The organism is Paenibacillus sp. 05T425 (assembly GCF_056396205.1).
Genome location: NZ_JBFTLA010000004.1, coordinates 278,952 through 293,326, shown reverse-complemented (window position 1 = coordinate 293,326; position 14,375 = coordinate 278,952). Strand labels below are relative to the sequence as shown.

Sequence of the window (14,375 nt, the reverse complement as noted above, 5' to 3'; positions counted from 1 at the left end):
GATAATTCCTTCTTCTCTAGTTAGTCGTTTGACAGAGTCGCGAGCACAGAGAGAGGATCCCAAGCGCCGCAAGGGATCCTCTCTCTTCTCTAGCACATCATTTGATTTGATACTACTGCACCCTTAGCCAAATGTACAGATGAAGTTATCGGTAATACATTTGCGTTCAATTTCACCGTTCCGCATTCAATTCAGCTTCGTAATCTTCCTAATCCTGCTGGATTATGATAGACTTTCAATGAATTCGCATACAGCATATACGGAGGTAATAGAATGAGCATCGCAATCGGAATAGATATTGGGGGAACGAAGATCGCACTCGGCTTCGTTGATGAGCAAGGACAGGTGCTTGCCAAGAGCTCTCTCAAGACCGACTTGACTGTAGAGCCCAGCATCATGATCGCACGAATAGCAGATGAAGTAAAGCTGCTTAGCGAGCAGCACAACATAGCACTAGACAGCGTAATCGGCATCGGAGTTGGAGCGCCAGGCCCGCTCGATACGAAGAACGGTACGCTCACTTGCCCTCCTAACTTGAAGAGCTGGTGGGGGTTTCCTGTAGTTGACCAGCTGAAGTCGCATCTCCCGTTGCCTATAAAGATGGAAAATGACGCTACCGCAGCGGCGCTAGCAGAGAAATGGCTAGGCGCTGCTCAGGATTCCGATCACTTCATCTTTATTACGATCAGCACAGGCATTGGCGCCGGCATCTACTTGCATGGCAAGTTGCTTACCGGATCGACTGGCAATGCGGGCGATGTCGGCCATATGATCGTCGACCCTGCGGCTGGCACATGCACGTGCGGCCTGCCCGGCTGCTGGGAATGGATCGCCTCCGGCACAGCCATTACACGCCAAGCGACTGAACTGCTCGGACGCCCCGTCTCCTCGAAGGAAGCATTCGAGCTTGCTGCAGAAGGCGACGCACAGATGTCTGAGCTTGTGAATCGCGTGTTCAATTACATCGGAATGGGCTGCGTATCGCTAATCAACGTACTTGATCCGAACAAAATCGTTATCGGCGGCGGCGTATCCCAGGTTGGCGCTCCATTATTCGATGCCGTTCGGTCGTATGTAGCGAAGCATGCGCTCAACCCTTCCGGAAGAGAGACGGCAATCGTAGCCGCTCAGCTGGAGCAGGATGCAGGTCTTATCGGCGCGGCCGCGCTCGTGCAACAGCCTTATTAATAGAAAAAAAGGCGAATCGGTTAAAGTCCATAAGACTTCTCCGTTTCGCCTTTTCTCATTCATCTTATTAGATAAGAAATTGTTCTATTTCTTCTCTAGAAGGAATGGAGGATTGAGCGCCTTCCTTCGTCACCGCAAGCGCCGATGCCGCCGTCGCGAACAACAAAGCTTGCCGTGTTTCCTTGCCCTCTGCGCTAGCCGCGGCGTACGCCCCGATGAATGTATCACCTGCAGCAGTTGTATCAACAGCCTTTACCCGGTAGGCCGGTACGGCAATAGCCGGCGAGCGGCCATTGCAGTAAAGGCTGCCCTTCTCGCCGAGCGTAACGATTATATTAGCGACTCCTTTGCCAATGAACCATTTCGCTGCTTCCTGCGCTGAAGTTGTATCTGCAACAGCAATGCCAGAGATAACCTGGGCTTCCGTTTCGTTAACGATAAGCGTGTCCAAGTTCGCAAGCAGCTCATCCGATATGCGCATCGCGGGCGCCGGATTGAAGAAGACGCGTGTACCGCCAGCGCTTGCGCTTCGGATGACCGACTCAGTCGTCTCCCATGGAATTTCATTTTGCAGCAAAACGATATCGATTCCCGACCAATCCTCGATCGCGGCCGCAACGTCGGCTACGGTTAACATACCGTTCGCGCCTTTGGACAGCACGATATGATTCTCGCCTTCATGATTGACTGTAATGAAAGCCATGCCCGAGACGCCAGCCTTGCGCTGAACCAACCTTGTATCGACACCTTTGCTTTGCAGCGAGTCAATAAGCGAATCCGCATACGGATCCTCACCGACGGCGCCGACCATTGTGCAATTCCCTCCCGCACGCGCAACAGCAACAGCTTGATTCGCGCCTTTGCCACCCGGTATAAAATCATTGCCTATGCTTGCGATCGTCTCTCCTGGCTGGGGAAAATGCTCAACTTGGTTGACGACATCCATATTCATGCTTCCTACAACGAGGATATGCTTCACCCGAAACCCAATCCCTTCCATTCCCGTATCATTAATTATTGCTCAATCCTATTTTATCAAAAGGAGTCCACTATTACATGATAACCGCATTTATTATTGGCTGCGAGATCGGTTTTTGGGTGTTCGTGCTTGCAGGACTGCTGTTCAGATACATCTTCAAGCTGCCTAAGCTCGGAGCCATACTGCTTGTTTGTACGCCCTTAATCGATCTTGCGCTTATTATCGCAGCTGTATCCGATCTTAAAGATGGCGCAACAGCTACAACGATGCATGGCGTGGCGGCAATCTACATCGGCGTATCGGTCGCCTTCGGACATCGGATGATCCGCTGGGCAGACAGCCGATTCGCGTTTCGTTTCGCGGGCGGTCCACCTCCTGAAGGTAAACCGAAATTTGGCAAGGAGCACGCGAAGTACGAAAGGGTAGCTTGGTTTCATCATTTATTGGCATGGGCTATAGGCTGTGCCATCTTGTACGGCATGATCTTATTCGTGGGCGACGCCTCACGAACGGAGTCCTTGCTTGGCACGATACGAATATGGTCAATCATACTCGCAATCGATTTTGTCATCAGCATCAGCTACACCTTCTCACCGCGCAAGCAGAAGACATTGGAGCAATAAACCGAAAAAACCGTCTAGCAGGAGTATAATCCTGCTAGACGGTTTTTTTCATTCATAATTAGAACGGCTCGATTCCAAGTCGGCCAACGGCGATGAATACAGCCAGAAGCAACAGTACGACGTTCATGCCAATCGCTTGATTTTCCTTATGCTTCACGTGGAAAGCGATAGCAAGAACCATAATGACCGCTAGGCCGATTGCCGCAATGCCTGTAAGTATTGGAGCAATGTCCAGCGCGCCGGGAAGCAGCAAGCCGAGACCGCCGAGAAGTTCGGATATGCCGACGAATAGAATATATCCCGTCGAGCCATTTTTCGCCCAAGACATCGTTTCCCTCACCTTGCTAGGATTAAATGTCTTCATGACACCAGCCATCAGAAACATCAGACCAAGCAAAATCTGAGCAACCCATAATGCAATATTCATAATAGCGCACCCCTCATTACTTGAATTAACTTACTTACTTTATGTAATGTAGTTTATATTATTCATAAGGTTTCGTCAAGTGCCCTTACTACCTTCACTCACATTGTTTCTCCTGCCTGGAAAGACTATAATGTAGAAGAGAAGAGGTGATTCGTATGGAGCATGGACCGATGTGCTCTCAGTTTGAGAAGGCGATTGAATTGCTAAGCAAGCGTTGGGTCGCATTCATTATTTATCAGATGCTGCCCGGCCCCCAGCGTTTTACTCATATCGATCATTCCTTACCGAACTTAAGCGGCAAGGTGCTTTCGGACCGACTGAAGGAGCTTGAGCAGGAAGGTCTTGTAAAGCGCGACGTCTATCCGGAAATACCGGTTCGCATCGAATATTCGCTAACCGAGAAGGGACGAGCGCTCACCCCTCTATTCGTCGATATAGCAAGCTGGGCTAGTCAGTGGATTGAAGTCCCCAAAGAGATTGAATGTACTGAAGACCGCTTTTCCGATTGTTAGATCCTTAATCCTATTATATTGACGCTTTCATTATGCGTACAAAAGCCAAAAAGGAATGTTCGGCATGAGCTTATGCTCATCGAACATTCCTTTTTTTCAATCATCCTTGCGCCCATAGCTTCTTGCAAACCGCTTCATTCTCGCATACGCCTTCGAATCTATTTTCTTCAGCGGGTGAAATTGCGGATGGTTGGTGTTAACCTCAAGTACCCATAGACGCTGCTTCTTATCGTATGCAAAATCAATGCCCATCTCATGCATGCCAGTGCGATACTTGCTTAAGCTGTTCGCGATCTTAAGCGCCTTGGAGGTTAGCTCCCGCTTCCGCTTGGCTGTTCGAGAGGCCGACAAGCCTTGTTTACGCCCCAGCTTCTGCAGTGAATAAATAACGCCGCCCTGATAATAATTCGTTACAATCTTGTCTTTCGCGCCTACCTTTACGAGAAAACCGTTGAACGTCCATGAACCGCCGGGCTTTCGCTGCACCATCGCGCGAATATCATATGACCTGCCGTTAACCTTATCAAGATTAATCGCTTTTTGAATAATCAGTTTGCTGGGCGACTTCGATTTGATCCGCTGGTAGGCTTCCTTGACTGTACGGTAATGATGGACGAGTTGCTTGCGATTGGCGATTTCCTTCAACGTCAGCCCATGGCCCTTCTTCGTCAACTTAAAGATGCCTATTCCTTGCGATCCTGTATTCGGCTTAATGTACACTTTCCCGAAATGCTCCACCAACGATCTCAGATTATTTAGATGAAACGATTCCGTATGAGGGATCATCGACTTCAGCTTCGGATTCGCCGTTAACAGCTTGCTTACTTTGAGCTTGCCGCGAATATTCCGACTTGTGTATTTCTTCTTATACATAGAAATTCACCTCATGTTACCATATGAGACGAATTTCCCGTACACCTGTGCTAACGTATATAGGCATCAAATATACTAATTCACCATTGCCTATCGTTATTTGCTAAGCAATCGATATACAACCGCAGCCGACTCCGCGCGAGTTAATGAAGCCTGAGGATCGAAGCCCGAATCCGTTCTGCCTTTGAGCAATTCCAGCCCATAAGCCGACTTCACCGCTTCTAACGCCCAGCCGCTTATTTGATTCAAATCCGAGAATGGCAGCACGGCTTCTACAGATGTGTTCTTGCCTAATTGAAGCTCGTATGCCTTCACCAGCATCACGGCCATCTCTTCCCGCGAGATCAGCGCATCTGGGTCAAAGGATGTCGCGCTGCGGCCTTTAATAATGCCTGCATTAAACGCAGCGTTAACAGCAGACGCATACCAAGCAGATGACAGAACATCCTCGAAACGATTTGACAACGCACTTTCGCTCATATTTAACGCGCTCACTAGCATTGATGTAAATTCAGCCCGGCTAATCGCTCGACCCGGCTCGAATGCTGTTGCCGATACACCTTTAACGATGTCCTTGGTAGCAAGCTCCGTAATCGGGCCATATGCCCAATGTGCAGCTGGCACATCATTAAACCGTCTAATGACTTCTAGCACCCCGTATGCGCTAAAATGTTCAATCTCGGTTGTCCACTCGCCATTCGCCCATTCGCCGCCTACATACGTCAGTTTGCCATCTTCACTAACATAATAGATGCCGCTATAAGGAGTAGGAGAAGCAGATGCCATCCGCAAAACAAGGGGCTGGCTGAATCGGTTCAGCACTGCCTCATTCCCTGCCTCGCTGCGAATCGACAGTTTGAAATCGAAGGCGCTGCCTTGCAGCTTCACATCTGTATTCGCAAGCGCCGAACCGTTCTGCGACAACATCGCATTTAGCTTGCTGCTGTCTATCGGCTGAAGCGAAATGGTTATGGTGCTTCCCGAACCAGCTGCTAGCTCGCCAAGCTTGTTGCGCAGCTCCGTCAATACTGCTGCCGGAATCTCTAACGCTGTCGTTCCATTGCTAAGCTTGAGCGTTCCTTTCTCTAAAAGATCATAGAGACTCGACGGAATCTCTACAGAGGTAACATTCGCAGGAATCTTTACCGAAAGATTACCCTGTCCATCCTGCTGCAGCTGTTCGCGGGTAAGATTAACCGTATTCGTATCCGTAGCGACAACTTCGCCGGATGCTCCATCGTCTATGCTAGAAGGGGCCTTCTCCGTCATCATAAGCTCGACATCGTCAATGAATCCCCATGTTTCGGCTAGAGCTTCAACGTCAAAACCGATCGTTAGCTTCCCGTTGTTGACGACGATCCCTTCGATTTCGTACTGTTTCCAATTGTTATAGCCTTCGTTGACAATATCGACGGTAAGAGGCGCTTGCGAATCATTCTTCTGGGCGAATAGTTTAAACTTCGTCTCGCCTGCTCCTCCCGACACCCATGCCTTCAATGTATACGTGCCTTTCGGCAGCGAGGTGATCGTTTGCTTTAGCTTATAAGCATAATCCGTTCCGTACCAGTAGTTGAAAACATGACTGCCGGAATGCGAATTTCCCGCATTTTCCTCGATTTTACCCGCATCAGGTGTAACCTCTAGCGTCCAGTGGTTTAGATCTCCGTTCTCAAATCCGCCATTTTTGACGTTGTTCGCAAATTGGAGTACCGTGATCTCGATGCTTGCCTGTTGTTCAAAGCCATCTACAGTACCGTTAATCGTGAATTTTCCTGGCGAATTCCACTTGGAATCGTCTATCTCATCCCAAATAACGACCTTCTCTCGAATCGTCCCTTCGTTATAGAGAACCTTCACCGTTGCAGGCAGATCAACCGGAGCTCCCTTCGGCGTCGTCAGCCCCATGGACGGATATACAAGCACTGGCTCAGCATCTCCCATACTGCCAGGCGTGTAAAGGAAAGCGTCCAAGGAATCGAGCGCATTGCCTTCAAAGTCGAACATCGCTTGATTCTCCCAACCATTTCCTTCACCCGATGTCCAGCCTACTCCAGCAAGCCAAGCCGGCTCCCAATAGAAAGCGCCAAGGCCCATGCCGCCATCGACATTCGCTACTGTATTAAGCACCATCTCCGTGACGAGCTTTTGATTCGCGACCGATGCTTCGAAACCTGCGATGTCAGTCTGCGCTTCCGTTGCGATGTTGCCCAGGTCATCGGCATTGTCGAGCGTATACGGATAAGCGGTTTCCGCTACGACGATTTGTTTGCCGTAACGTGCAGCCATATCGTTCATATTCGTCTTCAACTGCTGGAAAGTTCCGTGCCAATAAGGATAATACGACATGCCGATCACATCGTAATCAAGCTCATTTTCCTTCGCTTTATCGAAGAAATATTGGAATGCAGAATTATTTCCGCCCTCAGCCAAATGCAGCATAATTTTCGTTTCATGGCCGTCCGGCGTCGTATCGCGAACTCCCTGTATACCCGCCTTCAAAAGCTGAGCTAATTGATCGTATCGGCCAATAGCTCCATCCGGCAGCAGCATGCCGCTGTTGATCTCATTACCCACCTGCACCATATCGGGGTAAGCATCAACCTCAGCCAAGTCATTAAGCACTTCTTTCGTATAGTCATATACGGTAGTTTGCAATTGCTCGAAGTTTAAGTTTTTCCATGCTTCCGGCTTTACTTGCTTGCCCGGATCGGCCCAGAAGTCCGAGTAATGGAAGTCGACCAGCAGCTTAAGGCCGGCTGCCTTGACCCGTTGCGACATCTCGATCAAGTGCGCCTTGTCGTTATACCCGTCTGCTTCAACCGGGTTATTCCACAACCGAAGCCGCACATAGTTGACGCCATGATTTTTCAAAATATCGAGCAGATCAGCCTCGATCCCATCCTCGTAGAACTTGATGTTGTTATCCTCAAGCGCCTGCAACGTCGAGATGTCTACGCCTTTGATGAAGTCCTCGGGGTCCAAAGGCTCGCCCTCGACATCCGTTCTTACGAGCTCGAAATCATCGAAATAACCCCATGCCCCCGCTGGCGCATCCACCGCGATGCCAATCTCCACCCGCCCATTCGTAACCACAATGTTGCTTACTTTGTATTGATTCCAGTTGCCGTAGCCGTTATTGGCAGCGGGCGTGCTCAGCTTGCTGCCTCCGAAGTCGTCGGCATATAGCGATAATGCTGGATTGGCGCCTGCGTCTGCACCGCCCGATACCCATGCTCGCAGCTCATACGTGCCGTTATCTATGCCGGTAACGGTTTGTTTTAGACTGAATGTGTAAGCTGCTGCATTCCAATATTCGTAACCGTAGCTGCCGGAATGCTTTTTCCCCGCATTGTCGTTGCTAGCTTTGCTCGTCGAATGTGAGCCGGATACTACCCAATTTGTCAAATCACCGCTTTCGAAGCCCCCGTTCTGCACTTTATTCGGGCCCTCAAGCGCAGATACACGTATGCCTGGTCCCATTCCTGCAACCGTTGTAAGCGTTAGCATAAATAGGATGACTAGAATGATTCGTTTGCGCCACATCGCTTTCATTGTTATCCCCCTTATGGTTAATGCTCTAATTGTAGTTCTCCGGCAAGCCGCTTGGACATCGAGTAAAGCAACTAAAACTAATACCATTTCTACGATTTCCCACTTTTCTGCAAGCTTTTTTGCGATAAAAGAAGCCGGAGCAGGGTCATAACCTGTTCCGACGCGATTTAACTCTATATTTTGTTTTTCTTCCGGTACTCCCCAGGCGTCATGCCTGTCGATTGTTTGAATTGGCGATTGAAGTAGATAATGTTTTTGTATCCGACCTTCTCGGCTATTTCGTATACCTTAAGCGTTGGATCGGCGAGCAGCGTACACACCTTGTTCATCCTGCGCTCATTAAGAAAGTCGCTGAACAGCGTTCCCGTCTCCTCCTTGAACAGATGACCGAGGTAGTTCGGCGTGAAGTCGAAGTGAGCCGCGACCTCCTTCAATGTAATACGATGCTCAAGGTGATCATCCACATACTGCGAAATTTCCTCGAATAGCTTGCGCTTCTGCTTCTGCCCTTTGACATACAACAGCTCCGAAAGCTCAAAAAATCTTCTTCGCAGCCACGACAAAATATCATCCATCGTCTCGAATTGGAACAGCACGGCCGGCTGGTGCGAATCCCACTTAAGCAAATCGTACAAATTCTCGTTCCGTTGGAGCAAATCAGCATGCAGCTTGGACGTAATTCGAATGATGAGGTCGTAAATATCATTTTTGTGCGCGATGGTGACATTGTCATTGAACAGCCGCAGCAAGCAGTCATCAACGAGCACCAAATCATATTCCAAAATCGCTTGAAGCATCTGGTTGACGCTTTCCTCCACGTTTGGTGCGAGAGCGCGGCGGCTCGATGATTGCGAGACATCCTTAATGAGTCTGTTTTTGCCCAGCAGCCACTTCGCGCTTAGCGCTGCCTCTGCCTGTCTGTACGATTCACGAAGCTGTCCGAAATCTGCCGCATGCATTCCAATGCCTATTGTGATGGTGATCGGGAACTCGGCGCGAACCGCTTGAATGAGCTCCTGAAGCAGTGTCCCTAAACGATCGTCATGCATGCCGGATAACAGAACAATCCGAGAATTATGCGCTACAATGAGTGTCCCGATATGATGATCGCGCACAAATTGCAGCACGAATTGGGTATGCTGGGCGAGCTGCGATCTACGCTCTTCATCAGTCAGCTTCCACTCCACATCATCTCGCTCGATAATTGCGACAGAGGTCCCTATTCGAAGCAGCTGCTCCACGAAAGGTTTAATATGCTCCTGCGGCTCGTCGTGAACGGCGTCGTTGAACCAGCGCAACAACAGCTCCTGGTTCACAAGAGACAGCGCCTCCTCTACACTGCGATGACGCTCCCGCTCCTGCTCGACCTTGCTGCAAAGCGATGCCAGCATGTCATAGAGCTCTCCATCGTCCACCGGCTTTAACAAATAGCCTGATGCGTTCAGATGCAGAGCTTCCTTCGCGTAGCTGAAATCCTCATGTCCGCTAATAAAGACGAGCTGTGCTTGCGGATTGATCTCCTTCGCCTTACGCGCAAAGTCGATCCCCGACATAATCGGCATCCTGATATCCGATAATATAATATCGATCTGCTCCGACTCCATAATCTTTAGCGCGGCAAAGCCGCTATTAGCTGTTCCAATTACGTTAAGCGGCAGCGAGCTGCCTGCGACTCTTCGCCGCAGCCATTCCAAATCTATTGCTTCATCGTCGACTAGCAGCACATTCATGCCAGACGTACCTCCTTATGCCTCATCTCAAAGTGTTCAATCGTCTTGCCTTATTATTGCTCAAATCATATACGATCGTCTGCAATAAATAAATAGCTGCTTCAGGCAAACAACAAAAAAAGCCAAACAAAGGATATCCCTTCGCTTGGCCTCAAGATTCTAAATGCTGATTACTGTCCTAATAAAATCTTCGCGTACGGCGAATCGATCGGCAGCATAATGACCGGCTCGTTCTTCAAGGTTGTCACGTAGCTCTCCAAAGTGCGATACAGGCTGTAGAACTGGGCGTCCTTGCCGTAAGCCTCATTATAAATCTTCGCGGCTTCCTTCTCGCCTTCGGCAATGATCTTCTTCGCGTCCGACTCCGCTTGCGCCAGAAGCTCGGTGGCGGTACGATCCGCTTTGGACGTGATTTTGCGCGATTCCTCGTCGCCCTCGGAAAGGTAACGGGCCGCAATCGATTGCCGGTCGGATATCATACGGTTGTATACGCTCTGCTTGTTGCCTTCCGGCAAATCGGTGCGCTTAATGCGGACATCGATCACTTCGATGCCGTAGTTGTCTCTCGTTAGGGCAGCTGTAACATCCTTCGTAATCTCGTCGTTAATGTTCCCTCGCTCCGTTTTTTCGCTAATGATGTTGTCGTAGTTGACCTCCGACAGCTTGCGGCGGACGGAGTTGTACACGGCTTCGTCTATACGCTGAACGCCTCCGCTGACAGACTGGACGGTACGAAGGAATTGCTCGGCATTCGTGATACGCCACACCGTGTAGTTGTCGACGATAATCGGTTTTTTGTCCTTCGTCAGAATCGAAGTTGGATTGCTTTCATAGGTCATCTGATACTTTGGCAACGAAGATACGTTTTCGATGAAAGGCAGCTTGAACTTCAGTCCCGGATTGCTCTCGGCTCTGACGGCTTCCCCGAACTTCAGAACGACCTTGTATTCGCCTTCCTTGACGATAAACATTGATCCGGACACCAGTATGAGCAGCACGACCGCTGAAATGATCATGATCCACTGATTACGCTTCATTGCGCGTCACCTCCTTGGGGAGTTTGCTGCGGCAATGTCGCAGGGTTCGTCGTTTCAGGCTGCTTGGCCGTGCTTCCGCCTTTGAGCAACTCGTTAAGCGGCAAATAGTTGACCGTATCGCTGCCCGAATTCGTAATGAAAATTTGTGCATTCGGCAATATTTTCTCGAGCGTCTCCAGAATCAAGCGGCTTTGCGTGACGTTCGGATTGTTCTTGTATTCGCCGTAAATCGCGTTGAACTTGGCGACGTCGCCTTCCGCGTTCAGGATCCGCGACTTCTTCTGGCCTTCCGCGTTCTCGAGAAGCGCCTGCGCTTCGCCGCGGGCCTTCGGAATACGATCGTTCTCGTATTTCGCGGCGTTATTGATCTTTGTGTTCTTCTCCTCGCGCGCGTTCGTTACTTCGCGGAACGCTTCCTCGACCTGTCCGCTCGGCGGCTCGATGTCCTGGAACTTAATATCGATGATCTGAATGCCGGTTTTGTACTTCGACTGAAGCTCCAGCAGCTTCTCCCGCACTTTATCCTGGATGACGGTTTTGCCGTCCGTAATCGCGTAATCCAGCTTCTCCGAACCGATAACCGAGCGAATCGATGAGCTGGCCGCATTGCGAAGAAAATTTTCAGGATCGTCAATGTTGTAGAGATAATCGTGAATGTTGCTAATTTTCCACTGCACGACCGCGTCCGCCGAAACGATATTTTCGTCTCCGGTGATCATAAGCGCCTCTTCTTCAACCGGCGTAACCGTATCTCCATTCTGACGATAACCGATATGGATGCGCTGCGTCAGCTCGGCCTTTACCGTAATGACTTCCTGAATCGGATAAGGCCATTTGAAGTGGAGCCCCGCCGACTCCTCGCTCGTATACTTGCCGAACGTTAGGATGGCGGCCCGCTCCTGCTCTTGCACCGTATAAAATGACGAGAAACCAAGATAAATGACTACGATTGCGGCAGCCGCGATAAGAATCGCTTTTTTCACCGTTCCTGGCTTTAGCGGCTCTGGCTTACGATTATTGCTCTCCACATTTGTATAGCCGTCCAAGTTGCTCAGAATGACATCTCTCCCCTCTGTGATGTTAAGCTTATGAGGGGTAATACGGTTTTAGATGCCCAAAGGTCTCATTTTTCTAATCAAAAGTAATTCCGCCATCCTTAACGGCCTTCAGCCATTCCCGGGCTATCAGATCATGCCCTGCTGTCGTCGGATGCACTCCATCCCATATCCAATACTTCGCTTCCGCGCGTTCACATGCATCGTTAAACGTCTGTTGCAGCGGTACGAATATAGCCCCGAATTCAATTGCCAGACTGCGAACGATGGCCTGATATCGGTCTAACTGCTCCGACCACACGATCCAACGCTCTTCCGTTGCGCCCGTTCTCAGTATAAACGGCTCGCACAATACAAGCTGCACATTCGGCAACACTTCCTTCGTTTCTTCAAGCAAGTGGCGATAAGCCCGCTCGAACCGGTCGGTTACGCCCGTCGGCTCTTCGTTCACGATACGCCATGCGTCGTTCACGCCGATCATGATGCTGATGACGTCCGGCTTCAAGCTAAAAGCATCCTCATTCCAACGCGCGTATAAGTCAGAAACCCGGTTGCCACTAATGCCTCTGTTATAAAACACGGGCTGCGCTTCCGCGAACTCTCTGCCCAGCTCGGCGGCAGCAATGTAGGCGTAGCTATGTCCAAGCACATGATTTGGATCGTCGTTTCTCCCTCTGCCGCCATCCGTAATGGAGTCGCCTTGAAACAATACGACTTTGCTTTTCCCCATCCGCAATCATTCCCCTTAATCGAATATGTATTTTCCAAGATCATTATATACTAGCTGTACATTTCAAAATAGACCTAAAATACCTCAAAAAAAACAGGCCCCGCGTCGCTTGGACGCGGGACCCGCTTCATATCCGAATTAGAATACAAGTGCTTCTTCTTTGGCTTTGTTGATTCCTTGTTCAATAATTTCAGCCGCTTGGCCAGGCAGTTGGTTATGGCCTTCAACGATAATCGTCGAGAAGTCGGTTACACCGAAGAAGCTCATAATGTTGCGAACGTAGTTCAACGACATTTCTGCTGCTGCAGCTGGACCTTCGGAGTAGATGCCGCCTCTTGCGTTAATAAGAGCGACTTTCTTGTCAGGAATAAGGCCGACTGGACCTTGCTCCGTATATTTGAACGTTTTGCCCGCTTGGTAGATGTAGTCAATGTACGTGTGCAATACCGCTGGAATTGTAAGATTCCAAAGCGGGAAGCCGAATACGACTTTGTCAGCAGCAAGGAATTGATCGATATATTTGGCAGCAACATCGAATGCCGCCTTCTCAGCAGGCGTCATGTCAATTCCGCGCGGTGCCTTGAAGTTGCCGTTGATCATGTCGGCGTTCATGTAAGGCAGCTCTTCTTGGAACAGGTCAAGCTCGATAATTGTATCCTCTGGGTGGCTTGCTTTATAAGCATCCAAGAACGCATGGTATAGTTTCACGCTGACAGCTTGCTCGATCGAACGGTCATTTGCTTTAACGAACAGTATAGTGCTCATTTTGTAACCTCCAATAATATCTATATATTTTATTAGTTTCGTACTTTGTAGTACTTACTTTATTTTATATAGTTTGTTGGAGCGACGCATCGGCAATTAGACTGAAAATCAAGTTCTTCTTCGTCATCATTGATTAGGACTAGTCTTACGACTATCGTCTTAAGACCTCATGAGTCTCTACGGCTTCGTGCCGCCGTTCATATGATGCTGGACCGCATATAATGCGGCCTGTGTCCGGTCCGAGAGCTGCAGCTTGCCCAAAATATTGCTGACATGCGTCTTGACCGTCTTCTCGGCTACGACGAGCGATTGGGCAATGTCTTTGTTGCTAAGACCTTGAGCAATAAGCTGGAGCACTTCCTTCTCGCGCGGGGTGAGCGATTCGTGGCGCTCTGCTGGCTGGAAATCCGTAACGCGTCCGTCTCCCATAGTCATAGACGTGCCTTCCGCTCCCTCTAGCTCTTGTCCCTGTGGTTTAAACTGCGTCAGCAGTGCTCCCGCAATATCGGGATGAAGCTGAACATTGCCCTTATGCGCGCTGCGGATTGCCTCAGCCAACTGCTCCGGCTCGACATCCTTCAGAATGTAGCCTGACGCTCCAGCCTGAAGCGCGGGCACGACATGGCTTTGATCCGAATAGCTCGTAAGCACAAGCACCTTAATATGAGGATATTGCGCGGTTATGAGGCTGCATGCCTCGATGCCATCCATGACCGGCATATTCAAATCCATTAGAATAACGTCGGGCTGCAGCTCAACCGCCCTCTCCACCGCCTCCTGCCCGTTTCCCGCTTCCCCTACAATTTCGAAATCAGGCTGCATCGTCAAGAAGAAGGAAATGCCTTTCAATACGATTTGGTGATCGTCGACTAACAATAGTTTGATCTTCACGGTAACTCCTCAT

At 49.7% G+C, this 14,375-nt stretch carries 12 protein-coding genes and 2 pseudogenes; 3 read left to right on the top strand and 11 right to left on the bottom strand.

All coding sequences use genetic code 11. The features are described from left to right. The first annotated feature begins 273 nt into the window (after positions 1 to 273). Positions 274 to 1,188 carry an ROK family protein gene (locus AC1DF0_RS10360; RefSeq protein ID WP_442052327.1) on the top strand — a complete coding sequence of 305 codons (915 nt, stop codon included), beginning with the start codon at positions 274 to 276 and terminating at the stop codon, positions 1,186 to 1,188. A gap of 67 nt (positions 1,189 to 1,255) precedes the next feature. Here AC1DF0_RS10360 and rbsK read toward each other — a convergent pair whose 3' ends face one another. Beyond that, a complete protein-coding gene (rbsK, locus tag AC1DF0_RS10355) occupies positions 1,256 to 2,188 on the bottom strand; it encodes a ribokinase (RefSeq protein WP_477573883.1) in 933 nt (310 codons plus the stop codon). A gap of 56 nt (positions 2,189 to 2,244) precedes the next feature. Here rbsK and AC1DF0_RS10350 point away from each other — a divergent pair, with 56 nt between their 5' ends. Then, entirely contained in the window at positions 2,245 to 2,790 is a 546-nt protein-coding gene (locus AC1DF0_RS10350) for a hypothetical protein (RefSeq protein WP_442052325.1), read from the top strand. 58 nt (positions 2,791 to 2,848) lie between these two features. Here the strand turns inward: AC1DF0_RS10350 and AC1DF0_RS10345 are convergent, their stop codons facing one another. Next, positions 2,849 to 3,217, bottom strand: coding sequence for a DoxX family protein (locus AC1DF0_RS10345; RefSeq protein WP_442052324.1), 369 nt, complete (start codon positions 3,215 to 3,217; stop codon positions 2,849 to 2,851). 155 nt (positions 3,218 to 3,372) lie between these two features. Here AC1DF0_RS10345 and AC1DF0_RS10340 point away from each other — a divergent pair, with 155 nt between their 5' ends. Continuing rightward, entirely contained in the window at positions 3,373 to 3,729 is a 357-nt protein-coding gene (locus AC1DF0_RS10340; RefSeq protein WP_442052323.1) for a winged helix-turn-helix transcriptional regulator, read from the top strand. A gap of 96 nt (positions 3,730 to 3,825) precedes the next feature. On the opposite strand, the gene AC1DF0_RS10335 is transcribed toward AC1DF0_RS10340, so the two are convergent. The 9 genes and pseudogenes from AC1DF0_RS10335 to AC1DF0_RS10295 all read right to left on the bottom strand — a co-directional run. Further along, complete coding sequence (locus AC1DF0_RS10335; RefSeq protein WP_477573882.1) at positions 3,826 to 4,602, bottom strand: YheC/YheD family protein; 777 nt, start codon at positions 4,600 to 4,602, stop codon at positions 3,826 to 3,828. Positions 4,603 to 4,698: 96 nt separating this feature from the next. After that, entirely contained in the window at positions 4,699 to 8,154 is a 3,456-nt protein-coding gene (locus AC1DF0_RS10330) for a glycosyl hydrolase 53 family protein (protein WP_477573881.1), read from the bottom strand. Between the two features lie 173 nt (positions 8,155 to 8,327). Further along, positions 8,328 to 9,884, bottom strand: coding sequence for a response regulator (locus AC1DF0_RS10325; protein WP_442052320.1), 1,557 nt, complete (start codon positions 9,882 to 9,884; stop codon positions 8,328 to 8,330). A gap of 170 nt (positions 9,885 to 10,054) precedes the next feature. Further along, the gene (gene hflC, locus AC1DF0_RS10320; protein WP_442052319.1) at positions 10,055 to 10,921 is read right to left on the bottom strand and encodes a protease modulator HflC; all 867 of its coding nucleotides are present in this window, start codon (positions 10,919 to 10,921) and stop codon (positions 10,055 to 10,057) included. After that, positions 10,918 to 11,949, bottom strand: coding sequence for an FtsH protease activity modulator HflK (gene hflK / locus AC1DF0_RS10315; protein WP_477573880.1), 1,032 nt, complete (start codon positions 11,947 to 11,949; stop codon positions 10,918 to 10,920). The genes hflC and hflK overlap by 4 nt, the downstream gene beginning before the upstream one ends. Before the next feature lie 103 nt (positions 11,950 to 12,052). Then, complete coding sequence (locus AC1DF0_RS10310; protein ID WP_442052317.1) at positions 12,053 to 12,706, bottom strand: SGNH/GDSL hydrolase family protein; 654 nt, start codon at positions 12,704 to 12,706, stop codon at positions 12,053 to 12,055. Between the two features lie 138 nt (positions 12,707 to 12,844). Next, positions 12,845 to 13,471, bottom strand: coding sequence for an FMN-dependent NADH-azoreductase (locus AC1DF0_RS10305; RefSeq protein WP_442052316.1), 627 nt, complete (start codon positions 13,469 to 13,471; stop codon positions 12,845 to 12,847). 177 nt (positions 13,472 to 13,648) lie between these two features. Beyond that, positions 13,649 to 13,849 (bottom strand): annotated as a pseudogene (locus tag AC1DF0_RS10300) (response regulator transcription factor); the annotation flags it as partial. 89 nt (positions 13,850 to 13,938) lie between these two features. Continuing rightward, positions 13,939 to 14,362 (bottom strand): annotated as a pseudogene (locus AC1DF0_RS10295) (response regulator); the annotation flags it as partial. Between the last annotated feature and the right edge of the window lie 13 nt (positions 14,363 to 14,375).

Coding starts and splice junctions, on each gene's coding strand:
- AC1DF0_RS10340 (WP_442052323.1), top strand. CDS start 3,373: ATGGAGCATGGACCGATGTGCTCTCAGTTTGAGAAGGCGATTGAATTG.
- AC1DF0_RS10305 (WP_442052316.1), bottom strand. CDS start 13,471: ATGAGCACTATACTGTTCGTTAAAGCAAATGACCGTTCGATCGAGCAA.
- AC1DF0_RS10330 (WP_477573881.1), bottom strand. CDS start 8,154: ATGAAAGCGATGTGGCGCAAACGAATCATTCTAGTCATCCTATTTATG.
- AC1DF0_RS10345 (WP_442052324.1), bottom strand. CDS start 3,217: ATGAATATTGCATTATGGGTTGCTCAGATTTTGCTTGGTCTGATGTTT.
- hflC (WP_442052319.1), bottom strand. CDS start 10,921: ATGAAGCGTAATCAGTGGATCATGATCATTTCAGCGGTCGTGCTGCTC.
- AC1DF0_RS10325 (WP_442052320.1), bottom strand. CDS start 9,884: ATGAATGTGCTGCTAGTCGACGATGAAGCAATAGATTTGGAATGGCTG.
- AC1DF0_RS10310 (WP_442052317.1), bottom strand. CDS start 12,706: ATGGGGAAAAGCAAAGTCGTATTGTTTCAAGGCGACTCCATTACGGAT.
- AC1DF0_RS10350 (WP_442052325.1), top strand. CDS start 2,245: ATGATAACCGCATTTATTATTGGCTGCGAGATCGGTTTTTGGGTGTTC.
- AC1DF0_RS10335 (WP_477573882.1), bottom strand. CDS start 4,602: ATGTATAAGAAGAAATACACAAGTCGGAATATTCGCGGCAAGCTCAAA.
- AC1DF0_RS10360 (WP_442052327.1), top strand. CDS start 274: ATGAGCATCGCAATCGGAATAGATATTGGGGGAACGAAGATCGCACTC.
- rbsK (WP_477573883.1), bottom strand. CDS start 2,188: ATGGAAGGGATTGGGTTTCGGGTGAAGCATATCCTCGTTGTAGGAAGC.